This window comes from Arthrobacter sp. 9AX (assembly GCF_902506095.1).
Taxonomy (GTDB): Bacteria; Actinomycetota; Actinomycetes; order Actinomycetales; family Micrococcaceae; genus Arthrobacter.
Genome location: NZ_LR733293.1, coordinates 238,942 through 265,875 on the forward strand (window position 1 = coordinate 238,942; position 26,934 = coordinate 265,875).

A 26,934-nucleotide genomic window follows, 5' to 3' on the forward strand; every position below is an offset into this window, starting at 1 on the left:
ATGTACGCCTGGATCTTCCGCCACCTTCCCGGGCCGCTCTGGCTGCGGATCGTCTTCTCGCTGGTGCTGATCGCCATTGCACTGGTATTGATGGTTCAGTTCCTTTTTCCCTGGATGTCCCACTTCACCCAATTCACCGACTCAACGATTGGTTCCGCAGACCAGCCATGACCACAACCAAAATCCTCGTGGTGGATAACTACGACAGTTTCGTCTACACCCTGGTGGGCTACCTCCAGGAACTCGGTGCCGAGACCACTGTGGTCCGCAACGACGACGTCACCCTCGCCGAGGCCATCGAGCTGGCCGGCACCCGCGACGGCGTCCTCATCTCGCCCGGGCCCGGCAACCCGGCGGAGGCCGGCGTGTGCATCGAATTGATCAAATGGTGCGGCGAGAACAGCCTGCCTATGTTCGGCGTGTGCCTGGGGCACCAGGCGCTGGCGGAGGCATTCGGCGGCAAGGTGACCCACGCGCCCGAACTGATGCACGGCAAGACGTCACTGGTGGAGCACATTGGCACCAGCGTCTTTTCCGGGCTCCCCTCCCCCGTCACCGCCACCCGGTACCATTCCCTGGCGGCTGTGCGGGACACGTTGCCGGACGTCCTGGAAGTTACGGCTGAGACCGCATCAGGAGTGGTGATGGGTCTGCAGCACCGCAGCGCTCCCCTGTGCGGCGTGCAGTTCCACCCCGAATCCGTCCTCACCGAGGGCGGCTACCAGATGCTCGGCAACTGGCTTGAGTCCCTTGGCATGAAGGGTGCGGCCGCCCGGGCCGCGAAGCTGAGCCCGCTCATCCAGCACTGAATCCACACAGCATTTAACGAAAAGTGGGCACCGGCCGCAGCCGGTGCCCACTTTGTCGTCGGTGAAGGGCCTAGCCCCTCCTGTCCGACGTCCGGGTAGGGGGCGGTGTGGGCGTCGGGCTGGGTGACGGCGGAGGCGGCGGCGGCGCCTTGGCCACCACAATGTTCACGGTCTTCCCCTGCTCCACCGCGGCGTTGACGGGCTCGCTCTGATCGGTGACCCGACCGGCCTCCACCTGGGCGTTCTCCACCTCGATGACGGCCGGTACCAGGCTGAGTTCCTTCAGGGCTGCTTCCGCCTCTTCGCGGGTCCGTCCACGCAGTTCGGGAACCGCCACCTTGCCGGTGGACACCACCAGCTCAACCGTGGTGCCGACGCCCACCATTTGCCCGGGGGCAGGACTGGTGGTGATCACAATGCCGGCGGGCACAGTGGCGCTGTTGGCGGTGGTGGTGGAAGGCGCCCCGACGAGTCCGTTCTGGCGCAGGATATCCCGGGCCGCGGCCTCGGTCTTGCCCGGCAGGCTGTCCGGGATCTTCACCGCGCTGGGCCCCTCGGAAATGTTCAGGACCACATCGGAGCCGGGGTCAAGGGAAACCCCGGAGGCCGGATCGGTTCCGATGGCCATGCCCTTGGGCACGGTGTCGTGCTGCAGGCGCACGATCTTTGGTTTGAGGTCTGCTCCATAGAGTTCCTGCAGCGCCGCGGACTCGGTCAATGAAGCGACCGAAGGGATCTGCACCTTGGGCGGCGGAGGGGCCGGACGGTTCACGGTGTTGTACACCCACAGGCCGCCGCCGGCGAGGACCAGGAGGGTGAAGATCACCAGGGTAGTTATCCACGCACGACGGCGGGATTTCTGCCGGGCGGTCCGCTCACGCTCCGGAGGGAAGCCGAGGGGTAACTCATCCCGGGCGGAAGGTTCGTAGGCGGCGGACAGTGGGCGGCCGCCGTCGTCCGCACTGATGCTGGTGGCGGCCAGCCGCCCCGTGGGCGCGTCGTCGAGGAAGCCCGCGCCGCTGGCGGCGAATGCCTCGGTGACGGGGGCTGAGGGCGTGGGGACGTGGTCGTTGGGGTCAGTGGATGCCTCGGAGGCCGGCGCTGCCGGGACAGGAATGCCCGCCCTCGCCGCGCGGAGGGCACGCTGGAACGCGGCGGCGTCCTGGAACCGGTCATTGCGGTTCTTTTGCAGCGCCTTGGCCAGCACGCTGTCCAGCGCAGGTGTCACTTCGGGGTTAAGGCTGCTGGCCGGTGCCGGAATCTCGCGCACGTGCTGGTAGGCGACGGAGACGGGGCTGTCGCCGACGAACGGCGGGCGGGAGGTCAGCATTTCGTACAGCAGGCAGGCAGCCGAGTAGAGGTCGCTGCGTGCGTCGACTGTTTCACCGCGGGCCTGCTCGGGTGAGAGGTACTGGGCGGTGCCCACCACGGCCTGCGTCTGGGTCATGGTGGCGGAGGAATCGGCGATGGCCCGGGCGATCCCGAAGTCCATGACCTTCACGGAGTCAGTGCTTTCGCAGTACATCACGTTGGCGGGCTTGATGTCCCGGTGCACGATTCCGGCTTTGTGGCTGTACTCCAGGGCGCCGAGGACGCCCAGGCAGTAATCGATGGCCTGGCTGATGCTGACCTCGTTGGCGCGGATCAGGTCCCGGAGGGTCCTGCCGTCGACGAATTCCATCACGATGTAGGGCACCCGGACGTTGTCATCCGAGCCGTCATGGACCATATGCTCGCCGGTGTCGTAAATGGCCACGATTGCGGAGTGGTTCAGGGCGGCCACAGACTGGGCCTCGCGCTTGAAGCGGGCCTGGAACTGGGGGTCCCGGGCCATGTCGGGCCGGAGGAGTTTGATGGCAACGGTCCGCCCCAGCCGGGTATCCACGCCCCGGTGGACATCCGCCATCCCGCCGCGGCCGATCAGGCCGCCCAGTTCGTAGCGGCCGCTGAGGACACGCTGGCTATCCACCGGGAGGTTGTCCTCCCGGTGCAACGGTGTGCGCGCTGACTCGTTCACTGGTTGTCCTGGCGGTTACGGCTGGCAGGTGGGGGGCAGGCCGGGCAACTGGTTGTTTCCACAAGCCGGGAGGGTTGCCTGCGCCGTGGGTCCTGCCGCAGTGGGCGTGCTGGGGGCGGACGTGGGTGCTTTCGAGGTGGGTGCGGGCGGTGCCACGGCGTAGGTCACCGTGATGGGCGTACCCACTTCCATCCGGCCCGACCGGGACAGGGCAATTACGGTGTTGGGTGCCGAGTTCGCATCAACCTGGGGCTGCACGCTGACGTCCAGGTTCAGTGCCGAGAGCTGTGACTGGACCGTCCGGTAGTCCTTCCCCAGGTAGGCCTCGGGAATGACGTTCACGGTCTCCGGCGTGGGAGTGGGCGTCGTAGTGGGTGTGGCGCGCGTCGGGGTAGGCGTGGTCGACGCTGAAGTCCGGGTGGGACTCGCCGAGGTGGCCGGGCTGCTGGCGCTGGCGCTGGCGCTGGAGGATGGATTGCCGGACGGCGAGAAGAGTCCCAACTGGCTGACGAGGAACCCCGCCAGGGCAAAGAGGAGCAGCAGGATCAGGGCGATCAGCGGCCAGGTCCAGGGGCTGCGTCCCTTGCGCAGCGGCTCATCGGAGGGCTCGTCGTCGTACGTTGTTTCTTCCGGGGTCCAATTCCGCTCGGCTGCCAGGGCGTTGGCGCGTGCCAGCGTGCCCTGGGGCTCATCCGCAGCCGATGCGGCCGTGGCACCAGCTGCCATTCCGGCCGCCGCTCCTGCGGCGCCGGCCCCGAGGACCGGTAACGCGGAAGTGGCGGTGGGCGAGGAATCCCGCTGCGCGCCGATCACGCCCGTGGGTGCGGTGGCCGTGTCCACGGGGGCGGTGATGGGACCGGTATCGGCGTCAAAGAGGAGCATGCCCGGAACCGCGGCGCGGGCGGCACTGATGTCCCCGTTCCGGATGGCTTCAGCTGCTTCGGCAAGCTTGATGGCGTTCGCCGGACGGTTCTTGGGATCCTTCGCCAGCATGGACATCAGCAGGGCACGCACCGGCGCGGGCAGTGACTCCGGCAGCGGTGGCGGAGCGTCGTTGACCTGGGCCAGCGCGATGGCAATCTGCGACTCACCGGAGAACGGCCGGTGCCCCGAGAGGCATTCGTAGCCGATCACGCCGAGGGAGTAGATATCAGAGGAACCCGTGGCGGTCTGCCCGGTGGCCTGCTCAGGCGCCAGGTACTGCGCGGTGCCCATCACCTGGCCGGTCTGCGTGAGCGGCACCTGGTCCGCAAGGCGGGCGATGCCGAAGTCGGTGACCTTCACCCGCCCGTCCGGCGTGATCAGGAGGTTGCCGGGCTTCACGTCGCGGTGCACCAGGCCCTGCGCGTGGGCCACCGCAAGCGCACGGGCGGTCTGGGCGATCATGGACAGGGTGCGGTCCGGGGACAGTACCTGCTCATGCTCGATGATGCTGCTCAGCGGCTGGCCGGGAACGAGTTCCATGACCAGGTAGGCCGAACCCTCCTCCTCGCCGTAGTCGAAGACGTTGGCGATGCCCACGTGGTTGAGCAGCGCGGTGTGGCGGGCCTCTGCACGGAAGCGCTGAAGGAAGCCGGGGTCCCCCGTGTACTCCTCTTTCAGTACCTTGATGGCAACGATGCGGCCCAGGACGAGGTCTTTGGCTTTCCAGACTTCACCCATGCCGCCGATCGCTATCCGCGTAGTCAGCTGGAATCTGCCGCCGAGGGTGATTCCGGTTGTAGGCCTCACTTATTCAACACCGCCTCAAAAATCTTCTTCGCGTTCGGACTGGTTAGCTGTGCGCCGGTGGTGATGTCTACGCCTTCCATAACGATCGTGACACCCACCTGCGGGTTGTTTGCGGGGGCGAACCCGGTGAACCAGGAGTTGTTGGTGCCGTTGCCAAGCTCCGCAGTTCCCGTCTTGCCGGCCACCTGGACGCCGGGGACGGCTGCCCTGTTGGCGATGCCCTGGCTGACCGCGCTGACCATCCATTCGGTGATCTGGTTGGCGATATCCGGGGTGGTGGAGGTCCGCAGCTGCTCCGGCTGCGGTTCCTCGATGACCCGCAGGTCCGGGGAACGCAGGGCCTTGATCAGGGTGGGCCGCATCTGGACGCCGTCATTGGCGATCGCTGCCGTCATCAAGGCGATCTGCAGGGGCGTGGCGCGGGTGTCCCGCTGCCCGATGGCGGACTGGGCCAGCCCCGGTGCGTCCAGGTTGTCCGGGAAACCGTTGCCCCGGGCGTAGCCGAGTTTCAGCTGGTCGCCGAGGTCCTCGCCAAAACCGAACTTCCTGGCTTGCTCGGCGATGGCGTCGCGGCCCAGATCGAGGGCGATGCTGGCGAACGGGGTGTTGCAGGACTGCTGAAGGGCGAAGGCAAAGTCCGCCGTGTTCCGGGTGTAGCAGTTGCCGCCGGCGTAGTTGGGCAACTTGTACTGGATGCCGTCAAAGGACATCTCGGCCGGGTTGGGGAGCTCGCTGTCCTTGTTGTACTTTCCGGAGGCGAGGGCCGCCGCGGTGTCCACCAGTTTGTAGACCGAACCCGGGGCGAGCAGCTCGCCGGTGGGTCCGCTGACGTTGGGGTTCAGGTTAATGCCGGGAATCTTGACGAGTTCGTTGATGTTGGCGGATTCCTCGTCAGGGTTCTGTGTGGCCACGAGGTTGGGGTTGTAGGACGGTTTGGACACCATGGCCAGGATTGCCCCGGTCTTGGGGTTGGTCACCACAATCGAGCCGCGCTGGCCGTCCGGGATCAGGTCGTAGGCGAGCCTCTGGATCTCAGGGTCGATGGTGAGCTCAACCGAGGCGCCCTTGGGCTGGTTTCCGAGGAACAGCTGGCCCACCCGGTCCAGGAACTGCTGGTCCGAGTTTCCGGTCAGCTGCTGGTCCATGGACTGTTCGAGGCCTGTTGCACCGTAGTTCTGCGAGAAATAGCCGGTGATACCCGCATACGGTTCCGGCTGCGGGTAGGTCCGCTGGAACTTGCAGGTTTCGGAGCCGCTCTCCACCGATTCCGCCACCGGGGATCCGCCCACGATGATGGCGCCGCGGTCGTTGCAGTAGTTCTGCAGGACGGCGCGCTGGTTCCAGGGGTTTGCCTCCAGTTCGTCGGCACCCACCACCTGCACGTAGCTGATGGCACCGAAGATCAGCGCGAACATGGCAACTGCCGCTACCCATGAATGCCGTATTGCCTGGTTCACGGGTGCTTCACCGCCTCGGTAGGAGTATCAATGCCAACGGATTCCGTTCCCTTTGCCGGCGGAAGGGGGGTGGTATCCACCGGTCCGCGGGCAGTGTGGGAGATCATCAGGAGCAGGCCCACGATGATCCAGTTGGCCAGGAGCGAGGAACCGCCGGCGGCCAGGAACGGCGTGGTGAGGCCGGTCAGCGGGATGAGCCGGGTGACGCCCCCGATGACCACAAAGCACTGCAGCGCGACGGCGAAGGAAAGGCCGCAGGCGAGCAGCTTTCCGAAGGCGTCCCGGGTGCCCAGCGCAGCCCGGAAACCACGCGTGAAGAGCAGAAGATACATCAGGACGATCGCGAACAGTCCGATCAGTCCGAGTTCCTCGCCAAGGGACGCGATGATCATGTCGCTGTTGGCAAACGGGACGAGGTCCGGACGGCCCTGGCCCAGCCCGGTCCCCACCAGGCCGCCATTGGCCATGCCGAAGAGCCCTTGGATCACCTGCCGGCTGCCGTTCTCGTAGACCTCCGGGGTGAAGGCATTGAGCCAGCCGTCGATGCGCTGCTCCACGTGCGAAAAGACCCGGGAGGCCACGAACCCGCCGCCGAGGATGAGGGCCAGGCCGATCACCACCCAGCTGATGCGGCTGGTGGCCACATAGATCATCACGATGAAGAGGCCGAAGAACAGGACCGAGGAACCGAGGTCGCGCTGGAAGATCAGCACACCGATGCTCACCAGCCAGGCGGTGATCATGGGGCCCATGTCCTTGAAACGGGGGAACTGCAGCGGCCCGATCTTCCGGCCGGCCAGCAGGATCAGGTCCCGGTTGGATGACAGATACCCGGCGAAGAATATGGCAAGCGTGATCTTGGCGACCTCACCGGGTTGGAAGGTCATGGGGCCCAGCCGGATCCAGACGCGTGCGCCGAGGATCTCGCCGGCGCTGATCCCGGGGATCAGCGGCAGCAGGAGCAGCAGCGCGCTGGCCGCAAGGGAAATAAACGTGAACCGACGCAGGATTCGGTGGTCTTTGAGGAACCAGATGACGGCGATGGCAACGGCCATGGCGATCAGGGTCCACCGGAGCTGGTTGTTGCCGGTGTCATCGCCCGGCGCATCCAGGCGGTGGATCATGGCAAGGCCAATGCCGTTGAGCGCCACCACCAGGGGAAGTATTACCGGATCAGCATATTTAGCGCGGAAGCGGAGCACCCCATGGAAAACCAGGGCGGCGACGGCGAGGAGGCTCGACTGGAACCAGAAGTCTGAGTCGAAGGCCTTTTCCTGGTCGACGCCCACCAGCATGTTGGCGCCGATGCCTACCGCAAGGGCCAGCAGGAGAAGGGCGACTTCGACGTTACGTCGTGGCTTGGGCGTGCTACTGAGCTGGCTCATTGGCCCACCTCGCAGGTGATTGTGGGACTGGGTGTGGGAGACGGGGCCGCGGGCGACGGGGATGCCGCCGCCGCGGACGCGTCAGGTGCCGGTGCGGGCGAGGTGGTGGCGGGAGGGCTGGCCGCGGGTGTCGAGGCCGTGGGGGAAGCCGACGCCGTGGGGCACCCTTCTTCCGGTGACGTGGTACCGGTGAGTTCGAGGTTCTTCACGATGCGCTGGGCGTCGTAGAGGTCCCGGGCCGGGACGGTCTGGCGGACGCGTTGCTGCGAGAACGGCGGCAGTGAGTCCATCCGGATATCGGTGACCGCTTCCAGGGTGGAGAGCTGGATGGGTCCGAGCCGTTGGGAGACGCCGTTGTAGATGGCCACCCGTGAGTCGAACTCGCCGACGTAGTAGCGGGTCTGGGTCCAGGCATAACCCAGCCAGAGCCCTACCGTCAGCACCACCAGCACGGAGGCGGCAATGGACCAGGTGACCCATCGGCGCGGCTTGAGCGGCACCAGGTTGTCCTCAGTGTCGCCGGCCGGCGGTTCTGCCTTGTGCGTGAGGAGTACCGCCGCGCGCCGAGCTACGGTGCGCCCGGCGATGGTAGGGATGGATCCGGTTTCCGCGGCTGCCGCCGCTGCTCCGACCAGTTCGTGCGGGCGGGAGGAAAGTTCTTCCCGCAGCACTTCGGCGGTCAGGTGCTCGCCGAGGTGCGGGTCTGTGGTGCCGGCGTCGCCCGAATCGGCTTTGTCATCGTCCTTGGCTGGCTCCGCAGCTTCCGGTTCCTCGGCTGGTGCCGGGTTTTCTGAAGTGTCTTTCGGGCTGTCCGGCGCGGGGGCGGCGGCAGGGTTGGCAGTACCGGTCGCCTTGCCGGCGTCGTCCGTTTCCGGCGCCTTGGCGGGGACTGGACGTGCGTCCTCTGCCGCGGCAGAGGCTTTGGTGGCGCCCAGGGAAGGTACGACGTCGACGGCGGCCGTACTGACGTCGTCGGGCGTTTCTTCAACGATTTCCAGCATCACCACGGTGACGTTGTCCGGGGAGCCAGCCTCGAGGGTGAGGTCCACCAGGGTTTCCACGCACTCGCGGAGGTCCTTGGTTTCACGAACGGTGCGTTCCACGGCGTGCCCTGCGACATAGTTGAGTCCGTCGGAGCAGAGGAGCCAGCGTTCGCCCGGCTTCACTTCAAGGGTGCCCAGGTCCAGTTCGGGGCTTGCATCCACGTCGCCGAGCACGCGCATCAGGACGTTTTTGTGCGGGTGGGTCTCGGCTTCTTCGGGGCGGAGCCGTCCTTCGTCGATGAGCCGCTGCACAAAGGTGTGGTCGATGCTGACCTGCTCGAACTTGCCGTCCCGGAGGCGGTAGGCGCGGGAGTCACCGATGTGGGCGAAGTGGAGCTTTCCTTCGGCGAGCAGGAGCGCTGTGACGGTGGTGCCCATCCCGGCGAGCTTGGGATTGATGTGCACCAGTTCGGACAGCAGGGAGTTCGCGGTCTGGATCTCATCCGCCAATGTGGTGGCGGCGTCGCCGGCGTAATCGCCGCGGTCCAGGTGGATCATGTCCAGCACGGTGGCGGCGGATGCAACGTCGCCGCCGGCGTGCCCGCCCATGCCGTCCGCGACGACCGCCAGATGGCGCCCGACGTACGCGGAGTCATCATTCTTGGAGCGGATTTTGCCGACGTCGGACCGGGCCGCGAAGCGCATGATGAGGGGCCGCTCCACCGGCTTGGGGTCGGGCGCGGGACTTTGCGGTTCGGCCACGACTACGGCCTCAATTCGATGACCGTCTTGCCGATTCTCACGGGGACGCCAGGATCAACGGGCAGGGCGCGGGTCAACTGCTGGTCGCCCAAATAGGTGCCGTTGGTGGAGCCGAGGTCCTCGATGAACCAGCGGCTGCCCTGGGGAAAAAGCCGGGCGTGACGGCCGGACGCGTAGTCGTCCTCCAGGACCAGGGTGGCCTCCTGGGCGCGGCCAAGGAGGATGGGGCTGGCGGCCAGCGGAAGGGTTGTGCCCTTGAGTGGACCTTCAACCACCACCAGCTGCCGGGCCTGCTGCTTGGCCGGCGGCGCGGGCGCTTCGGCCAGTTCGGGGTTCTTCCGGACCTGGCGGGCGGTGGGGGCGCCGGCGGCTGCTTTACGGCCCACCATGAGGTCGCGGCGCATGGCCGAGACGATGCTGAAGATCAGCACCCACAGCAGCAGCAGGAAGCCGAACCGCAGGGCGGTGATGGTCAGTTCGCTCATGCGGAGCCACCAGGGCTGGCGGGGAGCAGGCGGAAGATGATCTTTGTCCGTCCCATCGTGATGGTGGAGCCGTCGGTGAGTTCGGTGCTGCCGGACACCTTATGCCCGTTGACGTAGCTGCCGTTGGTGGAGCCCATATCCACGGCGCTGGTGACACCGTTGGCAGTCCGGATTTCGAGATGCCGGCGGGAAACGCCGGTGTCCTCGATGTGGATGTCGGCTTCGGAGGACCTGCCCAGAACGATGGACGGTGCGTTCAGTGAATACCGCTGGCCGTCAATATCCAGGACGGGCTGCAGGCGGACCGGCTGGCGGCTGGGTGCGGCGGGCACATTGGGGCGGGCCGGGGCATTTCCGGCTGCACCCTGGGATTTCTCGGTGGAGGAGACGACCTCGAAGTCGCCGGGCCTTAGTTCTGTTTGGCGCCGGAAGGAGATCCGCACCGGGCCCTGCAGGATGTAGCCCTGGCTGCGGACGTGGTTAATAACGACGTCGCACAGCTCCTCGGCCAGCGCGGTGCCCCACTCCTGGGCCCGCTTGAAGTCCTCATCGCTCAGCTGGACGTCAAAGACGTTGGGCACCAGGGTGCGTCCGGCGGCCACGGTGAGGGACTTGTGGTCCAGTTCCCTCCGGAGCCGGCTGGCGATCTCCACGGGTTCCACCTGGGCGCGCGAGCCGGTGGAGAAGACGCCGCGGACGGCCTTTTCGATGCCGCGCTCTACTTTGTCCAGCAGACCCATGGCTCTTCTCCTTTCCCCCCGGCTGCGGGGCAGTTTTCGTTCCCTAAGTTCACTTGCAGTGGCAGCGCCAAGCCGCCGGTGTGCCTGCACGCGGCAGCCACTCCTACATCCGATACTACTGGGCAGGCCTGCGAATGACCTTAATCCACAACGGCCGGGCGCCGCCAAAAGTTCAGTTTCGGACTGCGCTCCACGGCGTGCGGCCGCCGCATCCGGCGGCCCGGCAGGCCTCTGGCTGCGCCTTGGAGGTGCGCATTGGGAGCCGCCTTGTGCCCCAATTGGTGTTTTCCGGGCAATGTCCGTTATGCTTGATCTCGCTGCTTTTACAGGGTTGCGGATCAGGGAAACCGGCCGGAATTCAGTGGAAGAAGTTGCGCGCGAGTGGCGGAACGGCAGACGCGCTGGCTTCAGGTGCCAGTATCCGAAAGGGTGTGGGGGTTCAAATCCCCCCTCGCGCACGCAAATGACAGAGCCCCGGTCTTAGGACCGGGGCTGTTCTGTTTAAAAGGCCTCCGGGCGTCTTGAGGGTTTCACACCCTGCTCCGGACTTTTCACCCGTGAGTTCGCCGGTGTTTCGTCCAGACGCGGGTGCCCCGTGGTCCTGGAAGCGCGGAAACGACTGAACTGCGGCGGCCCAGGCACGCGCCAGAGGCTACGGGCGCGCGGAAGCCTTGAACCGTCGTCGTGAGTTGGCCAGGTGGCTGCGCATGGCAGCGGCCGCGGCAGCCTCATCTCCGTCGGTGATGGCGTCCGAAATGGAACGGTGCTCCTGGACCACCTGGTCGAAATGGTCCCGGGCATAATGCTCGACGCCGGTCATCAGGCGGGTGCGCGGCATGGCGATCATCGTCTGGCCCAGAGCGGCCAGGCAGTCGGAGTAATAGGGGTTGCCGGAGGCGGCGGCTACGGCGCGGTGGAACTCGAAGTCCGACTTCATGGCGTGGGCCGGGTGGTCCGCGCTGGCCGTGAACTCCTCCAGTGCAGCGGTGATCGCGCGCAGTTGGCGCTCGGTGTGGTTGCGGGCGGCGAGGGCTGCGGCCTCGGTTTCCACACCCATGCGGAACTCAAGGAGGTGGAGGCGGTCCTCCATGGTGGCGACCGGACGGGCCCCGGGTGCTGGCAGGGGCCCGTCCGATGGTGGGGTGAGGGCGAAGCTGCCGCGCCCCCGCTCGGTTTCCACAAGTCCCTCGGCCTGGAGCCGGGTGAGCGCGGCGCGGACAACGGTCCGGCTGACGCCGAAGTCGCTGATGAGCGTGTTTTCGCTGGGGAGCTTCTCGCCCGGCTGGATGACGCCGTCCACGATGCGGGTGCGAAGGTCAGCGGCGAGGTCCGCGGTGAGGTTCCGGCTCATGGGTCCAAGATTACGGGTTAGGCGCCGAACTCCACGGTCTCGGTGGTCCAGGCGCGTGCCTGGTCGCTGAGGGTGACGCCGAGGCCGGGGCGGTCCGGGACAATCATGCGGCCCTCCTTGGTTTCGAGGCGTTCGTTGAACAGCGGATCGAGCCAGTCGAAATGCTCCACCCAGGGCTCGCGCGGGTAGGCGGCGGCGAGGTGAAGGTGGATTTCCATGGCGAAGTGCGGGGCGAGGCCCAGTCCGCGTTCGTCCGCGAGGGCGGCGAGGCGGAGGAACTGGGTGATGCCGCCGACGCGGGGGGCATCGGGCTGGAGGATGTCGCAGCCGTTGGCGTCGATGAGGCCCTTGTGTTCGGCTACGGACGCGAGCATTTCGCCGGTGGCGATGGGAGTGTCCAGGACGTTGGCGAGGTGGGCGTGGCCTTCGAAGTCGTAGGCGCCCAGGGGTTCTTCGATCCAGATGAGGTTGAATTCCTCGAGCTGGCGGCCCATGCGCAGGGCGGTGGCGCGGTCCCACTGCTGGTTGGCGTCCACCATCAGCGGGACATCCCAGCCGATGTGTTCGCGGATGCCAGCGACGCGGCGGAGGTCTTCCTTGCTGTCCGGGAGGCCCACCTTGATCTTGATGCCGCCGATACCTTCTTCGATGGACTGGGTGGCGCGGGCCTTGACTTCTTCGAGGGAGGCGTTGAGGAAGCCGCCGGAGGTGTTGTAGGTCTGGACGGAGTCGCGGTAGGAGCCGAGGAACTTGGCCAGGGGCAGGCCGGCGCGCTTGGCCTTGAGGTCGTAGAGGGCGATGTCGATGGCGGCGAGTGCCTGGGTGGCGACGCCGGAACGGCCTACGGAGGCGCCGGCCCAGAGGAGCTTCGTGTAGATCTTGGCGATGTCGTTGGGGTCCTCGCCGATGATTCCCTCGGCCACTTCCTTGGCGTGGGCGTACTGAGCGGGGCCGCCGGCGCGTTTGGAGTAGCTGAAGCCGACGCCGGTATGGCCCAGTTCGGTGGTGATCTCGGCGAAGAGGAAGACCACCTCGGTCATGGGCTTCTGGCGGCCGGTAAAGACCTTGGCATCGCTGATGGGTACAGCGAGGGGGAGGCGGGCGGTGGACAGTTTGACGTGCCGGATCAGGTCGACGGTGCTCATGGATTCTCCTAAGGCGGGGCCAGGCTTCTTTGCCCGCACTCTTAGGATACAAGTACTGGACTTGTATTACAAGGGTTGGCTCCTCTGTGCCTTAGCCGTTGGGGAGGCACTGGTGGCAGCCACAACTGAAAGCATCAGATTTCTTCGAGCGAACTGCTTTGCCGGTCAAGGTCTGGACGAGTGGGCGCGGGTCGTCGGGGTTCGGTGCGAGCCGGTGCATGCTGTGCATTACCTCGGTGTCCCGGCCACTGATGAAGCGCTGCTCGGTCCGCTGTGGCCTGTTGACGTCCCGGCCGGACGCTTGATCACTGAAGGTTTTATCCCGGGCTTTACCTTTGGGTTGGTGCTTGTCATTCTGGTCGACGGTGCTGACCCCCGTGAATCCGATTGTTGACCCGTCATTGAAGCCTCGTGTGCCGAAAGGTGTCCGGATGGGATCTATGACTCTGTGAGAAGCCTGTCCAGGAAAGGATGAATCGTTCCCATTCTGACGAAGTTGGCTGGTTTGGCTGACGTTAGGTTGGGGTGTAGTTCAACCCACGGAAGCCGTTAAGAATAAGAAATGTTGAGGTTACTAACAAAAGGACCGAACGGGCCTACCCCCTCCGGAGCTAGCTTCCACCCCAAGTTTTGCTCATCATCGAGCGCAGTGTGTGCGGCATGGACCGAGCCGCTTCGGCGATGATCGCGGCATCACGAGCATCGGTTTTGGCCTGGCCCGGATGCAGATCCGCGATCCTGCGCATCGCCAAGCCCGGCAGATAGCCGACCGTCGCGCCGGCAGCCTGGGCGACCGCAACGGGCAGTGCTCCGATGGTTGCCGGTTGATCCACGACGAGAGCAGGACCGTTCCATGCCCTAACAAGGAACCGAGGATCTCCTTCAACCGCGATTCGTCGTTCGGCAGGCCTTATCGAACAGCTTCTTCCCGCACGATCCAATGCCACCGCATGGTGTCCGGATTTCCCGACGTCCAAACCCACGAAAATATCTATACCTTGCTGATCCAGAATCACCGCCATACGCGCCCCCCTTGTTCGCGCGTTCAGTCACATGCCGGCTGGTCAATGGCGGCAGAAGTAGGCATCCACGTTACGAAGGACCCGTCGGCGTGCCTCTATCAGCGATCAGCTTCCGCCAAGGCCGGCCCCGGTGACAACACCCCCGGATCATGAACGACTGGGGGCAGAAACCATGCCGGGACCGACCGGCCAACACCCCCTCATCCTGCAATAGGAACGGGCCACGAAAAAGGTAACGGTTGCTAACCGTGCGGTTGCTGTCGGGGGCTCCAAAATCTTTTCCGGAGAGCTGGACCCGGTTCCTGCTAATCCGAGATCTGCTTCTTCCCGGTTACTCACTCTTGTTATATCGCGCCAATTCTCTTACTGATCGTTTCGAGGCAACTTTATCGGCGCGCCTTGCAGGCCGTAGGTAGCAGAAGTGCACCTGTCGGGACTAGATAACTGGCGAAAGTGCCGCTATCACCGCGTAAAACAAGTGTTATAAGTGGCGAAACAATCGGAATCGATGGCGAAATCCGTGCGAAACAGCGGGGTGGCAATCTGATCGAACTAATCACTGTTATCGAGGAGCCTCGCCATGACCCGAGTGTGGGACACATTCCTAACCGAACGCGACCAGGACCACGTCGCTATCGCCAACAAGCGCAAGCCGGTTGGCTGGGGCTCGACGCCCGCACTGTTGATGATCGACAATTATCAGGGCGTCTTCAGCGAGCCGGGTGTGCCGCTACTTGAAGCGATCAAGTCGAACCCGTCTGCCATGGGCGAAGATGCCTGGACGGCGCTGGCCCATGTCAAGACGCTGCTTGAGCATGCTCGCGCAGCCAATATCCCGGTGATTCACATCACCGCCATGCATGGCAACAACATGATGGGCTGGTCGCCGATGGTCCACGCCGGCGACGACCGCGGCAAGCTCGTCCCCTCGAAGCCGGCCGACACGGCCCGTTCGCAGATCATGCCCGACGCAGCGCCGCTGTCAACTGAGGTGGTTCTGCAGAAGACGGCACCCAGTGCGTTTTGGGGCACACCGCTCCCGGCCTTGCTGAATTGGCTGGGCGTGGACACCTTGATTGTTGGTGGCGAGAGTGCCTCCGGCTGTGTGCGGGCCAGCGTCGTCGATGCCGCCGCCTATCGCTATCGGGTGGTGGTGGCCGAGGAGTGCACCTACGATCGCCATGAGGCCAGCCGCGCGATCAACCTGTTCGACATGCATGAGAAGTATGCCGATGTGCTGCCGCTGGATGAGGTTCTCGAGTGGGTCGACAAGTACGGCGCTGACAACCGTGTACTTGTCGAGACGGCGGTCTGAGACTTGGACACGTCAGCTCTTGCCCCGGGCGAGATGAGGTCGGTCGCGGAGGAGACCGATGCGTTCGTCTCCATCGCTGGCGGTGATCAGCTCAAGCCGATCATCATCCTCTGTCACGAACGATACGGCCTGGTCAAACACACGTGCGATCTGACCCAGCAGTTCGCCAGCGCCGGCTATCTCGGCATCGCCCCCGATCTATACTCCGACTGGGACGGTGACAAGGCCGCGCTTGCGCGCGGTGACATCAGCGCCGACGCGCCGGACGCGACCATCCAGCGGCACATCAACGCCTCGATCGACTATGCGAAGAAGAACGGCGGCGATCCTGACCGGGTCGCAGTCGTGGGAATCTGCGCATCGGGCGCGTACCCGATTCTCGCCAACTCCGTGAATCCGGAAGTTACGGCAAACGTCATCATGTATGGCGGCTGCCAGGAGCGTGAGTGGGCTGCGCCGTCCGATATGCGACCGGTGCCGTACGAAGAGATGATCGGGGCATGCACGGCGCCTTTCTTGGGTGTCTGGGCTGAGGCCGACTGGGTATGCAGCGTGCCGGATGTGCTGCGGCTGCGTGACAGCCTCGAAAGGCACAGAAAGAGCTACAGCTTCCGGATCTGGCGGGATATGCCGCACGGATGGCTGAACGACACTCTGCCTGGTAGATATCGCCACCGAGAGGCCAACGAGGCGTTTATCTCGATCCTCGACTGGCTCGACAGAGTCTGGAGTGGTGCCTACCCGCCCGACAAGGTCTTGTGGGATTTCCAGAGTGATATGCGACCCGATTATGACCCCGGCCTGTTCACTCGCCTGGCATGAGAACCCATGCCCCTTTGCAGTCTTGACCACCCTAGGAGAAAGCACATGACGAATGCCATCATCGAGGCGGCACCGGCCGCGATGCCAGCCGCTGTCGTTGGGAATGTTCAAAAACAGAGTCCGCTGAGGAATCGCTTCGCCATTCAGGGGCTAAGTTGGATGTCCGTCGCCTCCGTTGTCTTGGGCCTCACGGCTTGGGAGCTCATCTCCCGCTATGTGGTTCACAACAAACTATTTCTGGTCGGCCCAATCGATATCTTGCAACGCATAGGCACGATGTTCACAGACGAAGACCTGCTGCACGATGTCATCGTCAGCGGTCAGGAGTTCGGGGGCGGCATGGTGCTCTCGATCGTCATCGGCATCCCGGTAGGCCTGCTGGTCGCGCTCTCGCCGGGGATCAGGGCAGTTCTCCAGCCTTGGATCTCGGCTCTCTACGCAACTCCAACGATCGCCCTGTCGCCGCTGTTCATCCTCTGGTTCGGCCTGGACCCCATGGGCAAGGTCCTAGTCATCACCCTCGTCGGCGTGTTTGCGGTTATCGTCAACACCGAGACGGGTACCCGTGAGACGCCACCCGACCTCGTCGAGATGGCACGGATCATGGGCCTCAAAGGTTTCGGACTCTTCACCCAGGTGTACATCCGCTCGGCATTCCCCTTCATTCTCACCGGCATCCGGCTCGCGATCGGAAAGTGCATCATCGGCGTGGTCGTGGCCGAGCTATTCGGAGCCCAGGCCGGACTTGGGCTCCGCATTCAGGAGGCCCAGCTCGCCTTCGATATGGCGGGTCTGTTCGTGTGCGTCATCGTGCTTGCGGTGACTGGCGTGCTGCTCACCGCGATCGCGCAGGCAGTCGAGAACAAGTTCGCTCCTTGGCGGCAGGCATGATCTGTGACCGCTGCCCCATTCCATTCACGACGATCCAGGACTGAGATGACTGAAACCACACCCTCCGTACGGGAGCTTCCTGCGCTGTCGATCGATGGTGTTTCCCATGCCTTCGCACGCAAGCAAGCGGCACCCCTGCAAGTGCTCCAAAACATTGACGTTACCGTCATGCAAGGTGAAGTGGTCGCGTTGGTCGGCCCGTCCGGCTGTGGCAAGAGCACGCTCTTTAAAATCCTGTCGGGACTCATCCGTCCGGACGAAGGCGGAGTCGCCGTCGGGGATAAGGCGGTCGTAGGCCCCAACGCGGAGATGGGCTTCGTCTTTCAGAATGACCGGCTGCTGCCGTGGAAGACGGTGCGCGAGAACGTCGCCTTCGGTCTTCGCGCCCGTGGCGTCGACAAGAGGACGGCCACAGCCAAAGCCGACGAGATGATCAACCTCGTGGGGCTTGTCGGTTTCGGGGATGTTCACCCGCACCAACTGTCCGGCGGCATGCGCCAACGCGTGAATATCGCACGTTCCTTGGCACTCGAACCGAAGGTGCTGCTGATGGACGAGCCCTTCTCAGCGCTGGACGCTCAGACGCGCGAGGTCATGCAGGAGGAACTGTTGGAGATCTGGAATCGGGCGGGTTCCACGGTCCTATTCATCACACACCAAATTGATGAGGCCGTCTTCCTCGCCGACAGCGTCGTCGTGATGAGGGCGCGTCCCGGTCGGATCGCGACGACGCTCGATATTGACCTTCCTAAGCCCAGGACACTTGACGTGAAGCGCGATCCGAGGTTCACGTCGTATGTCGACTACATATGGGGTGAGATCGAGTCGCAGGTAAGGGAGTCGGCAAGGCTCGAAGCGTGAGCGGCCCCTCCACGGCCTCCACCCCCGCCGCCCTGGTCATCGTCTGCGGACTGGTGGCACTCACCCAGGCTTCATGGGGTCTGATCATCCCGGTCCTGCCGGTATACGCCGAGGAGTTCGGCGCGTCCGCGTTCCAACTCGGGCTGGTGGTGGCGGCCTTTAGCATGTCCCGGCTGCTCGTCAACATCCCGGCCGGGATCCTCGCGGACCGGGCCGACCGCCGCGTCGTCATTATCGCCGCCTCTGCAGGGGTCGCAGTCGTTCTCGCGGTCACCGCTGGAGCTCAGAACCTTGAGGTGCTCTTCATCTTGCGGGCTGTGCTCGGGCTGTTCGGAGGCGTGGTCATCACCGTGGGCCAGGCACTCCTCGCCGATATGACCGAGGTGGAGAGTCGGGGTCGGTCGATGGCCACACTGCAGGCGTTCCAGCTGGCTGGCGGCGCGATTGGCCCCGCGCTTGGCGGCATCACAGCGACTCTTTGGGGTCCGCGAGGAGCGTACTTCATTGCGAGCGGCATTTGTCTTGCGATGGTGGTCGTCGCAATGGTTCGACTGCCTCGACAGCCTGTGAAAGCGCGAGAGAGGGAGGAGCGCGGCTCCGTAAAGCCGATGCATCTCTTCCGCGACCCGAGCTTCGACTCCGCTTCTCTTGTCGGCTTCAGCGTCTTCTTCCTCCGTTTTGGCGGTATGCAGACCCTTGTGCCGCTGATCGCATACTCATCGGCGGGCATATCGGTCATGACGCTTGGGATTGCCCTGAGTGCATTGACGGTCGTGAATCTTTTGCAAGTGCGTCTCGTTGGCCGCATCTCGGATAAAACCCGCAAGATACCCATTGTTGTCTCACTGGTGATCACGGCTGTCGGTTACGTCATCTTCTCCTTCTCCCATCACTGGCTCTTGTTCTTCGTTGCGTTCGTCATCGTGGGCCTGGCCAACGGGTTCTCGGGCGCGACCCCCGCGGCTTATCTCGCCGATGTCGTGCCACCGGCGATGTCAGGCATAGGAGTGGGCGTCTATCGCACCTTCGGTGACTTCGGTGGCTTAGTGGGTCCGATTGCGATCGGCGCGTTAGTGGACCTGAGCGGCAACCAACTGGCTGCAGGGGCCACGGCGGCGCTTGCGCTGACAATGGCGTTAGTCTTCCTGCTCCTCGCAAAGGAAACGGTGGGCCGGCGCGCCACCTGGAAACCGTTGGAGGGCCGATGAGTCGCTCCGCCGAGGCGCCGCGCTCACGGCGAGGACGGGCGACGCGGGTCAGGGATCTGCTGCGTTCGCAGATCGTTTCTGCCAGGCCGCGGTTTCGCCTTCCCCCTGAGGAGGACCTCGCCCGCGAATACCAAGTCTCCCGTAACACGATGCGAGAGGCACTGGCGTTACTCGTCGACGAAGGCATTCTGCTCAGGAGTAAGGGTGTTGGAACGACATTGATCGTCGATCGGCACGCGCGGCCGTACGACGCCGAAGCCGGATTCGCTGCTGCGCTGCCACAATTGACTCCCCGCATCGAGAACCTGAACGTGGATCTGGAGATCGTGCCCACAACGCCCTACCTTCGAGCACGCTTCGGACCCGAGGAAGAGTTCTTTGTCTACTGGGAACGCCTCACGATCCTCGAGGGGGCACCACAGGCGATCTGGCGTTCCCACCTTCCCGCCAGCACGTTCGCGATCCTGCTAGTGAACCCGCCGCCGACCGACAAGTCCATCTACGAGGTCATTCAGGAGACCTCGGGCGCATCGGTGGCACGAACCAGCAGGACGGTAGAGGCGCGGGCAACAGACCCGATGACCGCTCGACTCCTTAGCGTGCCACCGTCAACACCAGCTCTGCACATCGAGCGGTCCCTGTTCACCTCGGACGGACGTTTCATAGAGCTCGGGTATGCCTGGGTACGGGGGGACCGTTATGCCGTCACCTACGACACCGAGCATGAGGCTCCTGCCGTCGACCACGAACGCCCAGGCCCGAGCAGAGCGGCTAACTGCTCTCAGGATCCACACCCCGGTTGTGCCGCGTGCACCCCACCCACCAGTCCCTCGAAATCCGAGGACTCAACAGAATGAGGAAGACGATGAGTAAAGTCCATGGAAAAACGGGGCGAATTGCCCGGCGCACTCTCGGCACCTGCGCCGGGGCTGCGGTCCTGATCGCCAGCCTCGCCGCCTGCGGCGGCGGTGGCCAGCCGCAGGCCGAGGCTGACGGTACCATCACCGTCAAGTACGGCATCACCTCGCAATCCGTCACCTCGCTCCCAACCATCATCGGAGAAGCCAAGGGGTTCTTCGCCGACGAGGGCATCAAACTCGAGAGTGTGGTTACAGGCCAGTCAGGAAAGGTCTGCCAGCAACTGATCGCCGGCGCGCTCGACCTCGGTGAGTGCTCCACGAACGATGTTGCTTGCACCGTCGCGGCGGGCGGGCCGATCAAAGTTCGCTTCTTCACGTCGGCCTCAGTCCTCCCGAACAAGGTCTACGCAAAGGAAGGGATCACGAGCTGGGCGGACCTCAAAGGTAAGAACATCATGGTGGCCTCCCAGCAGGACAACACCTTCTACTTCACCAGACTGATGGCCGAGCAAGGTGGCCTCAACTTCCCGGACGACGTCACCGTGGCATATGCCGGATCGTCCACCGACCGCTTCGCCGCGCTCTCATCCGGAACCGTCGATGCCACGATCTTGACGACCCCGTTTGACTTCCAGGCCGAAAAGGCCGGCTTCTCCGAGCTCGACGACCTCGTCGAGCATCTCCCCGCGGACAAGTACTTTGGCAGCGGCGTGGCCACCACCGACGATTACGCCGCGAGGAACCCCGAAACCCTGAAGAAGGTCTTCGCAGCGGAGCAGAAGGCACTGGACTACATGCTCGACCCCGCTAACAAGGCAGATGTCATCGCGACGATCAAGGACGTCGGAAAACTCGACCCCGCGATTGCCGTCGAGCTCGCCGAGTACATTTATGCACGTCTTATCTCCAGCGGCTACTACCTGTCTGGCGGAGCGGCCGACCCCGCCGGCATCCAGGGCGTCATAGACTCCACGGTCGCGCTCGGTTTCGTCGATGAGGGCGCGATCACACCCGAGGATATCTACGACACCTCCATCGTCCTGCAGTGACGATGCAAAGCCAGAGTCCTATCCGCCAACACCTGCCAGCCCTAAGCGGGGAGCACTGTGGCCGGCGTTCTGATCCAGCGCATCACGGCTGGTCCGGCAGCGAGCATGACGTTGCCGCCACCTGCCCGCCATTCAAAGCCGACCTCGCGCCATCGGCAAGCGATGGTTGAGCCGATGACGAGGCCAGAGGTGCTAAAGAAGGGCATGGTCTGGATCCCGGAGGGAACTTTCCGAATGGGATCTGACCTCGAGGACTACCCGGAAGAGGGACCCGTCCATGACGTCACCCTCGGTGGATTTTGGATGGACGAAAATACGGTGACGGTAGCGCAGTTCAGGCGCTTCGTACGAGCGACCGGCTACGTCACCGTCGCTGAGCGACCGCTTAACCCGTCGCTCTACCCCGGGATCGATGCCTCCTTGCTGGTGCCCGGTTCTCTCGTCTTCTCGCCGACCCGCGGGCCGGTCGACCTCACACAATGGCAGAACTGGTGGCGTTACATTCCCGGTGCGGACTGGGCACATCCAGAGGGCCCGAAATCCACTGTCGAAGGTCGTCTGCTTCACCCCGTGACCCACGTGTGCTGGGAAGACGTCACCGCCTACGCCGCGTGGGCAGGAAAGGAACTGCCGACGGAGTCCGAATGGGAATTCGCCGCGCGTGGGGGTCTCGTGGGAGCGAAGTATGTGTGGGGCGACGAGCTCACTCCGGTTGGCCGTGCTATGGCCAACTACTGGGTCGGGGAATTCCCATGGCAGAACCTCAAACCCATCGCTGAACGCCGGACCATGCCGGTGCGCTCCTTCCCACCAAATGGACACGGCCTGTACGACATGGCTGGCAACGTCTGGGAGTGGACCTCTGACTTCTACCGGAACGATCATCGGGAGACGACAGGTCCGAGTTGTTGCGCGCCCATGTCCGATCCACGGGTGATCAAGAGCGCAGGCAGTGAGGACCCGACCCTGCCAGGCGAAGCACAAACACCGCGCCGGGTCCTGAAAGGAGGGTCACACCTGTGCGCTGAAAACTACTGCCAGCGCTTCAGGCCAGCTGCACGCCATGCGCAGCCGATAGGCTCGGGCATGTCGCACATCGGCTTCCGCTGCATCGTTCGACCATAAGCGAATGCCCCTGTTGTCAGGTGCTTTCGGAACGCGGTAATGAAGATTCCGTCTAGCTGCCGCCGCTGGGCGACCACGCTTGCGGATCACGCGGCCGGAACTGGTGGCCACTCTTACCGTCCATGGCTGGGGACAATTCAGGTTATCCACGGCTTGAAATTGGGAGCCGTTGGCGCTCCCTAGCAGCAGTAGCAGTGGATAACCTACAAGGATTGTCCCCGGCTGTGGGCGGGCGCACCCACTTCTTGTCCAAACATAAATCGTTCCGGTTCTTTAGAGGACCCGACAGCCGCCGCCGTGTGTCAACTTTGGGTGTGCCCAAGTCACACCTAAGGCGAAGGGAACCTAGAGGTCATCGCCTCGAACGACAGCGGCAGATAGGTCTGCCTGCTGCCGGTCGTTGGACTGCTGCCTGGTCCAAACACGTTCGTAGCCAACGAGGCTAGCTGAAGAAACTGATGCAAACGCGAGGGCAGCACCTCACGGCGGATCCTTTTGTCGCACCTTCACTTCGCTGTTGCGCGGGTGGTGGCCGGATCCGCGGGCCGTGCGCCGATGTCAGGACTGGGTCGTCCTTTTATCGGGAAAGCTGTTGTTCGGCTGGCTTAGTGGTTTGACTGGTGGCGTGGTGGGGTGGGTGTTGGCGTTCGAGGGCGGCGCCTTCGACATCAACGTTGGGCAGGATCCGTTCGAGCCACGCCGGTATCCACCAGGCGCTGGGTCCGAGCAGGTGCATGAGGGCGGGGACGACGAGCATGCGGATGATGAAGGCATCGACGAGGACGCCGAACGCGAGCCCGAAGCCGACGGCTCTGATGATGGTGGAGTGCGCGAAGATGAAGCCGCTGAACACGGAGACCATGATCAGGGCCGCTGCGGTGACGACGGAGCGGCCGGCCCGGAAGCCTTGGACGACGGCGAGGCGGGCTGCGGAGCCGTGGACGAAGGCTTCGCGCATCCCTGCGGTGAGGAACAGCTGGTAGTCCATGGCGAGGCCGAAGAGGATTCCCACGAGGATGACCGGGAGGAAGCTCAGGATCGGTCCGGGGTCGTGGATGCCGAAGAGGTTGCCTAGCCAGCCCCATTGGAAGACTGCGGTGAGGGCCCCGTAGGTGGCGATGAGGGAAAGGATGAACCCGGCGGTTGCGATCAGCGGCACGAGCAGGGACCGGAACACGACGACCATGATGAGGAAGGACAGGCCGACGACGACGGCCACGTAAAGCGGGAGCACGTCGGCGAGGTTGCCGGAGATGCCGATGTTAGTCGCTGCCTGACCTGCTACGCCCAGATGTGATCCGTCGGGGGCGGGCAGTGCTCGGAGGCTGCGCACGAGGTCCTCGGTCGAGGCGTCGTTAGGGCCGCCAGCGGGAATGACTTGGAACGCGGCGAGGGTGTTGTCCTCGGACACGGCGATCGGGGCGACGGCGGTGACGTCGTCCTGCCGGCCGATTGAGCGGGCGGTGTTGAGCTGTTCTGTCAGGATGGTCTCGTCGGTCGTTCCCTCTGGGAGGTGGGCGGTGACGAGCAGGGTGCCGTTGACGCCATCGCCGAACTTCTCGGTCGTGATCTGGTGAGCCCTGTACTGCGTGGAGTCCTGCGGTTCGGAGGAGCCGTCGGGAAGACCGAGGCGCATCGACAGGGCTGGTGCGGCGACCAGCAGCAGCATAGCGGCTCCGGCGATAACGCTGAGCACGGCGCGGCCGGTCCGCATCGGGGTGATCTGCTTGTCCACCCGGTTCTGTGCGGGGTCCCCGCGGTGGGCCTGTTCGCGGCGGGACAGGACCCGGTACTTGACGAGTCCGAGCAATGCCGGTGTGAGGCTGATAGCCACGAGGACAGCGACAGCGACGCTGACGGCACCGACCGTGCCCATCAGGCCGAGGAACGGCACCCCGGTGATGTTCAGGGCCAGCAGTGCGACGACGACGGTGGAGCCGGCGAAGACCACCGCGTTGCCGGCGGTACCGTTGGCGAGTCCGATGGATTCGTGCAGGCCCGTACCGGCGATGAGTTGCTTGCGGTGACGGTTGAGGATGAACAGCGAGTAGTCGATGCCGACCGCGAGGCCCAGCATCAGGCCAAGGACCGGTGTCACCGAAGCCATCTCCACGGCCCCGGAGAATGCCAGCGAGGCCGTCAAAGCGACTACGATGCCCACGATGGCGCTGACCAGCGGCAGTGTCGCGGCCAGGACTGTGCCAAGCATGACGAACAGGACGATGGCCGCGATGATCAGGCCGATGACCTCGCCCGGGCCGAAGATACTGGGTGTGGCCTGGGCGAGGGAGTTCGCGTACTCAACGCTCACACCCTCGATCGGATGCTGCGCAACGTAATCGATGACGCCCTCGCGTGTCTCGTTGCTCAGCTTGAGCTGCGGAACGTCGAAGCTGACATTGATGATGGCCGTCGTGCCGTCGTCGGACACAGAGCCGATGTTCTCGGCGAACGAAAGGAGCTCGGCACCGTCCTCGAGCTGCCGGTTCTGCTCCTCGAGCTTCGCTCTTCCGTCATCGAGAGTCTTCTGCTGCGCGTCGAGCGTGGCTGCCTGAGTGTCGAGCTGGATCTGCTGGGTCACGAGAGCCTGGGCCGCTGCTCCTGTCGCGCCCTCTCGGGATATGTCCAGCTGGGCTTGCGCTGCCTGGAGTTGCTTCAGCCCCGCATCGAGTTGCACCTGCCCGGCGTCAAGCTCGGCACGGCCTGCGTCAATCAGCGCACGGCCGTCGGTCAGTCTCTTCTCCTGCTCGGCGAGCTGCGCCTCCGTGTCGAACGGGTCGATGACAGCGGACACATCGGCGAGGTTCCCCGCGTCCGTGACCAGGTCTGCAACGGCGTCCTTCTGAGCCTGTGTGAAGGGCTGACCGTTAGCGGTCTGCAGAACGACAGCCCCTGACCCGCCGCTGAGGTCCGGCAGCTTCTCGGCGAGCTCGTCGGTGACCTTCGCCGCCTCCGTGCCGGGAATATCGAAGCTGGAGGCCAGCGGGCCACCGAAGGACAGAAAGGAACCCACGGCCAGGGCGAGAATGGCAGCCCACGCTCCGAGGGTCCGCCAGGCATGAGCTGCAGCCCACGAGCCGAGACGATAAAGGAACAGGGCCATGAGAAATCCTTGCTTCAGGAAACACCGACGCTTAGACGATACGGTGCGTCTTGTCTTATGACCAATTAGGCTGGTGTGATGATGTTGACCAACCACCGCGCCGGTGCCCAGCGCAGCGAAGCAGCGCGAGTCGCCATCCTCAGTGCCGCCGCGTCGCTCTTCGTATCCAGCGGCTATGAACGGTTGGCGATGGAAGGCATAGCCTCGGCCGCCAAAGTGGGAAAGCAGACAATCTACCGTTGGTGGCCGTCAAAAAGTGCCCTGATCGCCGAATGCCTCGCGGATGGATACCTGCTACCGAATGACCGCTTCGATCCACCTACATCCGGACATGTCGTCGATGACATCGCTTCCTGGTACGCCGGCGTCGCCGACTATTTCCAGTCCGAGAACAATAACCGATTGCTCCTGTCGCTCATCTCCGCAGCGGCCGGTGATCCCGATGTCGCCGCGCACTTCGACGCGCGCTTCGGTGGCGGTCATACGATCGAAGCCAGAATCCAGCAGGGTATCAAAGCCGGAGAATTACGTCCGGACGTGCCGATGAACCGTGTGGCCGAAGCGCTCATCGGAGCCCTTCTCCTTCGGGTACTCGCGCGTTCCCCGATAGAACCGACCTTCGCCGCTGACATGGTGAACATGGTGCTCTCACCCTCCACCATTGAAGCGCAAACAAGGCAGCACTGAGGCCCGTACAGGGCCGTCCGAATGCGAGCAACTGCCTCGATCGGGCTTGAGGTCAACACCCGACACTGTGCAGCAAGGACAAGGGAACGGAGGATACTTTTGATTTCACGGGGACTTTGCCCGGTCATCGAAGATGACCAAGCAATCCGGGATTTGACCAAACCCTTCCTCCCCCGGGAGCTCACCGAGACAGCGAACAGGCTCAGCCCAGCAGGGCCCCTGACTGCACACGGAAAAAACCCCGCGGCTGACCGGCCCGCTATCTAAGCCATGGGAGCTGACCCGGCACCAGGGCTCGTGCGGCCGACCAAGATCGTGTTTGGGGGAGCGGAGGCCAACAGAGAGGATCCGTTCTGGCGCCGGCGCAGCCGCAGGATGACGACGACCCGTTAAGCCAAGCCAAGAGAAAGCAGCCGCAACGACCAGAACCACCGCGGGGCGGTTGTGGCAGTTTGAGTTGGATCCGGTGTGACGGTTTGATTTGAGCCCACCTTTGACTCGCCGGGTAGGTTGTGACGGTTTGAGTTGGACCCACCCCAGCGTTGTTCTCATCTGATTGGTTTCCAAGGGTGGAGGGCATGGAATGGGTCAAAAGCCCGTCAAGTTCGGCATCACCCTCCAGCGGCTCAGGGCAGGCGTCGGGCGCCGGCCAGGGTCCCCGCGGCCCACATCAAGCCAACGGTCAGACGGAGGAGATCCTGACAGGTGACACCGCGGCCAAGGTGGAAGCTGCGGTGAAAGCCGCCCAGCCTGATGCGACCATAGAATGGATGGAGACTGACGCTGATGGAGCGACCTACGAAGCTCACATCACCAAGGCCGATGGCACCCGTGCCACGGTGTTGCTGGATGAGAATTTCACGGTGACCGCGACGGAGGATCAGGGTTCGGGAGTTCGCGGGCGCGGCGGCAACCGTGGGGGCCCGGACCGTTCGGGCACGCAGACTCCGAGTCCGAGCGCCTCGGGATAGCAGCATCGCTTCGGCACAGATAGCCCTGAAGTGACTGTTTCCTCAGACAGAGGAGCGGGAAAGGGGCGTCGTTCTGCAGTGAGCGGCGCGCTCTCTTCGAGCGTCAGCTGAGCCAGGACCTAAGGGACGGGTAAATTCGCTGAACAGCGCCGATT

At 64.2% G+C, this 26,934-nt stretch carries 24 protein-coding genes and 1 tRNA gene; 14 read left to right on the forward strand and 11 right to left on the reverse strand.

Going from position 1 to position 26,934, the window contains the following annotated elements; genetic code table 11:
- Both BACI348_RS01125 and BACI348_RS01130 read left to right on the forward strand, forming a co-directional pair.
- On the forward strand, positions 1 to 171 hold the full coding sequence (locus BACI348_RS01125; protein WP_201298345.1) for a hypothetical protein: 171 nt from the start codon (positions 1 to 3) through the stop codon (positions 169 to 171).
- Positions 168 to 809 carry an anthranilate synthase component II gene (locus BACI348_RS01130; protein WP_159823572.1) on the forward strand — a complete coding sequence of 214 codons (642 nt, stop codon included), beginning with the start codon at positions 168 to 170 and terminating at the stop codon, positions 807 to 809. The genes BACI348_RS01125 and BACI348_RS01130 overlap by 4 nt, the downstream gene beginning before the upstream one ends.
- A gap of 70 nt (positions 810 to 879) precedes the next feature.
- On the opposite strand, the gene pknB is transcribed toward BACI348_RS01130, so the two are convergent.
- Genes pknB through BACI348_RS01165 form a run of 7 tightly spaced genes read right to left on the reverse strand, consistent with a single transcriptional unit; the run spans position 880 to position 10,369 of the window.
- Complete coding sequence (pknB, locus tag BACI348_RS01135) at positions 880 to 2,826, reverse strand: Stk1 family PASTA domain-containing Ser/Thr kinase (RefSeq protein ID WP_328699898.1); 1,947 nt, start codon at positions 2,824 to 2,826, stop codon at positions 880 to 882.
- A 15-nt stretch (positions 2,827 to 2,841) separates the two neighbouring features.
- Positions 2,842 to 4,557, reverse strand: coding sequence for a serine/threonine-protein kinase (locus tag BACI348_RS01140; RefSeq protein WP_159823573.1), 1,716 nt, complete (start codon positions 4,555 to 4,557; stop codon positions 2,842 to 2,844).
- Entirely contained in the window at positions 4,554 to 6,014 is a 1,461-nt protein-coding gene (locus tag BACI348_RS01145) for a peptidoglycan D,D-transpeptidase FtsI family protein (protein WP_159823574.1), read from the reverse strand. The genes BACI348_RS01140 and BACI348_RS01145 overlap by 4 nt, the downstream gene beginning before the upstream one ends.
- Entirely contained in the window at positions 6,011 to 7,399 is a 1,389-nt protein-coding gene (locus BACI348_RS01150; RefSeq protein ID WP_159823575.1) for an FtsW/RodA/SpoVE family cell cycle protein, read from the reverse strand. Before BACI348_RS01150 ends, BACI348_RS01145 begins: the two co-directional genes overlap by 4 nt.
- Positions 7,396 to 9,087, reverse strand: coding sequence for a PP2C family protein-serine/threonine phosphatase (locus BACI348_RS01155; RefSeq protein ID WP_159829660.1), 1,692 nt, complete (start codon positions 9,085 to 9,087; stop codon positions 7,396 to 7,398). Before BACI348_RS01155 ends, BACI348_RS01150 begins: the two co-directional genes overlap by 4 nt.
- Positions 9,088 to 9,146: 59 nt before the next feature.
- Positions 9,147 to 9,629: an FHA domain-containing protein FhaB/FipA gene (locus tag BACI348_RS01160; protein WP_159823576.1), complete on the reverse strand. Its 483-nt coding sequence runs from the start codon at positions 9,627 to 9,629 to the stop codon at positions 9,147 to 9,149.
- Positions 9,626 to 10,369 carry an FHA domain-containing protein gene (locus BACI348_RS01165; protein WP_159823577.1) on the reverse strand — a complete coding sequence of 248 codons (744 nt, stop codon included), beginning with the start codon at positions 10,367 to 10,369 and terminating at the stop codon, positions 9,626 to 9,628. The genes BACI348_RS01160 and BACI348_RS01165 overlap by 4 nt, the downstream gene beginning before the upstream one ends.
- Positions 10,370 to 10,744: 375 nt before the next feature.
- On the opposite strand from BACI348_RS01165, the gene BACI348_RS01170 reads away from it, so the two are divergent.
- Positions 10,745 to 10,827: transfer RNA gene (locus BACI348_RS01170), tRNA-Leu, on the forward strand.
- A gap of 194 nt (positions 10,828 to 11,021) precedes the next feature.
- Here the strand turns inward: BACI348_RS01170 and BACI348_RS01175 are convergent.
- Positions 11,022 to 11,720, reverse strand: coding sequence for a FadR/GntR family transcriptional regulator (locus BACI348_RS01175; protein ID WP_159823578.1), 699 nt, complete (start codon positions 11,718 to 11,720; stop codon positions 11,022 to 11,024).
- Between the two features lie 17 nt (positions 11,721 to 11,737).
- Positions 11,738 to 12,865 (reverse strand): L-talarate/galactarate dehydratase, encoded by a 1,128-nt coding sequence (locus BACI348_RS01180; RefSeq protein WP_159823579.1) that lies wholly within the window; start codon positions 12,863 to 12,865, stop codon positions 11,738 to 11,740.
- 112 nt (positions 12,866 to 12,977) lie between these two features.
- Between BACI348_RS01180 and BACI348_RS01185 the strand changes: the two genes are divergently transcribed.
- Positions 12,978 to 13,259 carry a hypothetical protein gene (locus BACI348_RS01185; RefSeq protein WP_159823580.1) on the forward strand — a complete coding sequence of 94 codons (282 nt, stop codon included), beginning with the start codon at positions 12,978 to 12,980 and terminating at the stop codon, positions 13,257 to 13,259.
- A gap of 217 nt (positions 13,260 to 13,476) precedes the next feature.
- Here the strand turns inward: BACI348_RS01185 and BACI348_RS01190 are convergent, their stop codons facing one another.
- Positions 13,477 to 13,887, reverse strand: a complete 411-nt coding sequence (locus BACI348_RS01190; RefSeq protein WP_159823581.1) for an IS110 family transposase — start codon at positions 13,885 to 13,887, stop codon at positions 13,477 to 13,479.
- A gap of 580 nt (positions 13,888 to 14,467) precedes the next feature.
- Here BACI348_RS01190 and BACI348_RS01195 point away from each other — a divergent pair.
- The 8 genes from BACI348_RS01195 (at position 14,468) to BACI348_RS01230 (ending at position 22,018) form a co-directional block, all read left to right on the forward strand.
- Positions 14,468 to 15,202 (forward strand): isochorismatase family protein, encoded by a 735-nt coding sequence (locus BACI348_RS01195; RefSeq protein WP_159823582.1) that lies wholly within the window; start codon positions 14,468 to 14,470, stop codon positions 15,200 to 15,202.
- A gap of 3 nt (positions 15,203 to 15,205) precedes the next feature.
- The gene (locus BACI348_RS01200; protein WP_159823583.1) at positions 15,206 to 16,024 is read left to right on the forward strand and encodes a dienelactone hydrolase family protein; all 819 of its coding nucleotides are present in this window, start codon (positions 15,206 to 15,208) and stop codon (positions 16,022 to 16,024) included.
- 45 nt (positions 16,025 to 16,069) lie between these two features.
- Entirely contained in the window at positions 16,070 to 16,915 is an 846-nt protein-coding gene (locus tag BACI348_RS01205; RefSeq protein WP_159823584.1) for an ABC transporter permease, read from the forward strand.
- A gap of 45 nt (positions 16,916 to 16,960) precedes the next feature.
- Complete coding sequence (locus BACI348_RS01210; RefSeq protein WP_159823585.1) at positions 16,961 to 17,776, forward strand: ABC transporter ATP-binding protein; 816 nt, start codon at positions 16,961 to 16,963, stop codon at positions 17,774 to 17,776.
- Complete coding sequence (locus BACI348_RS01215; protein WP_159823586.1) at positions 17,773 to 18,984, forward strand: MFS transporter; 1,212 nt, start codon at positions 17,773 to 17,775, stop codon at positions 18,982 to 18,984. Before BACI348_RS01210 ends, BACI348_RS01215 begins: the two co-directional genes overlap by 4 nt.
- On the forward strand, positions 18,981 to 19,841 hold the full coding sequence (locus BACI348_RS01220; RefSeq protein WP_159823587.1) for a GntR family transcriptional regulator: 861 nt from the start codon (positions 18,981 to 18,983) through the stop codon (positions 19,839 to 19,841). Before BACI348_RS01215 ends, BACI348_RS01220 begins: the two co-directional genes overlap by 4 nt.
- 8 nt (positions 19,842 to 19,849) lie before the next feature.
- Complete coding sequence (locus BACI348_RS01225; RefSeq protein WP_159823588.1) at positions 19,850 to 20,893, forward strand: ABC transporter substrate-binding protein; 1,044 nt, start codon at positions 19,850 to 19,852, stop codon at positions 20,891 to 20,893.
- A 105-nt stretch (positions 20,894 to 20,998) separates the two neighbouring features.
- Entirely contained in the window at positions 20,999 to 22,018 is a 1,020-nt protein-coding gene (locus BACI348_RS01230) for a formylglycine-generating enzyme family protein (protein ID WP_503487630.1), read from the forward strand.
- A 577-nt stretch (positions 22,019 to 22,595) separates the two neighbouring features.
- Here BACI348_RS01230 and BACI348_RS01235 read toward each other — a convergent pair.
- Positions 22,596 to 25,121: an MMPL family transporter gene (locus BACI348_RS01235; RefSeq protein ID WP_159823589.1), complete on the reverse strand. Its 2,526-nt coding sequence runs from the start codon at positions 25,119 to 25,121 to the stop codon at positions 22,596 to 22,598.
- Between the two features lie 78 nt (positions 25,122 to 25,199).
- Here BACI348_RS01235 and BACI348_RS01240 point away from each other — a divergent pair, with 78 nt between their 5' ends.
- Positions 25,200 to 25,808: a TetR/AcrR family transcriptional regulator gene (locus BACI348_RS01240; protein ID WP_159823590.1), complete on the forward strand. Its 609-nt coding sequence runs from the start codon at positions 25,200 to 25,202 to the stop codon at positions 25,806 to 25,808.
- Positions 25,809 to 26,386: 578 nt separating this feature from the next.
- Entirely contained in the window at positions 26,387 to 26,779 is a 393-nt protein-coding gene (locus tag BACI348_RS01245; RefSeq protein WP_201298346.1) for a hypothetical protein, read from the forward strand.
- Positions 26,780 to 26,934 lie beyond the last annotated feature (155 nt).

Bases quoted from the DNA above. Each gene is read 5' to 3' on its own strand.
- BACI348_RS01125 (WP_201298345.1), top strand. From the start codon at position 1: ATGTACGCCTGGATCTTCCGCCACCTTCCCGGGCCGCTCTGGCTGCGG.
- BACI348_RS01130 (WP_159823572.1), top strand. From the start codon at position 168: ATGACCACAACCAAAATCCTCGTGGTGGATAACTACGACAGTTTCGTC.
- BACI348_RS01150 (WP_159823575.1), bottom strand. From the start codon at position 7,399: ATGAGCCAGCTCAGTAGCACGCCCAAGCCACGACGTAACGTCGAAGTC.
- BACI348_RS01155 (WP_159829660.1), bottom strand. From the start codon at position 9,087: ATGCGCTTCGCGGCCCGGTCCGACGTCGGCAAAATCCGCTCCAAGAAT.
- BACI348_RS01160 (WP_159823576.1), bottom strand. From the start codon at position 9,629: ATGAGCGAACTGACCATCACCGCCCTGCGGTTCGGCTTCCTGCTGCTG.
- BACI348_RS01165 (WP_159823577.1), bottom strand. From the start codon at position 10,369: ATGGGTCTGCTGGACAAAGTAGAGCGCGGCATCGAAAAGGCCGTCCGC.
- BACI348_RS01175 (WP_159823578.1), bottom strand. From the start codon at position 11,720: ATGAGCCGGAACCTCACCGCGGACCTCGCCGCTGACCTTCGCACCCGC.
- BACI348_RS01180 (WP_159823579.1), bottom strand. From the start codon at position 12,865: ATGAGCACCGTCGACCTGATCCGGCACGTCAAACTGTCCACCGCCCGC.
- BACI348_RS01190 (WP_159823581.1), bottom strand. From the start codon at position 13,887: ATGGCGGTGATTCTGGATCAGCAAGGTATAGATATTTTCGTGGGTTTG.
- BACI348_RS01195 (WP_159823582.1), top strand. From the start codon at position 14,468: ATGACCCGAGTGTGGGACACATTCCTAACCGAACGCGACCAGGACCAC.
- BACI348_RS01205 (WP_159823584.1), top strand. From the start codon at position 16,070: ATGACGAATGCCATCATCGAGGCGGCACCGGCCGCGATGCCAGCCGCT.
- BACI348_RS01210 (WP_159823585.1), top strand. From the start codon at position 16,961: ATGACTGAAACCACACCCTCCGTACGGGAGCTTCCTGCGCTGTCGATC.
- BACI348_RS01220 (WP_159823587.1), top strand. From the start codon at position 18,981: ATGAGTCGCTCCGCCGAGGCGCCGCGCTCACGGCGAGGACGGGCGACG.
- BACI348_RS01225 (WP_159823588.1), top strand. From the start codon at position 19,850: ATGAGTAAAGTCCATGGAAAAACGGGGCGAATTGCCCGGCGCACTCTC.
- BACI348_RS01230 (WP_503487630.1), top strand. From the start codon at position 20,999: ATGACGTTGCCGCCACCTGCCCGCCATTCAAAGCCGACCTCGCGCCAT.
- BACI348_RS01235 (WP_159823589.1), bottom strand. From the start codon at position 25,121: ATGGCCCTGTTCCTTTATCGTCTCGGCTCGTGGGCTGCAGCTCATGCC.
- BACI348_RS01240 (WP_159823590.1), top strand. From the start codon at position 25,200: ATGATGTTGACCAACCACCGCGCCGGTGCCCAGCGCAGCGAAGCAGCG.
- BACI348_RS01245 (WP_201298346.1), top strand. From the start codon at position 26,387: ATGGAATGGGTCAAAAGCCCGTCAAGTTCGGCATCACCCTCCAGCGGC.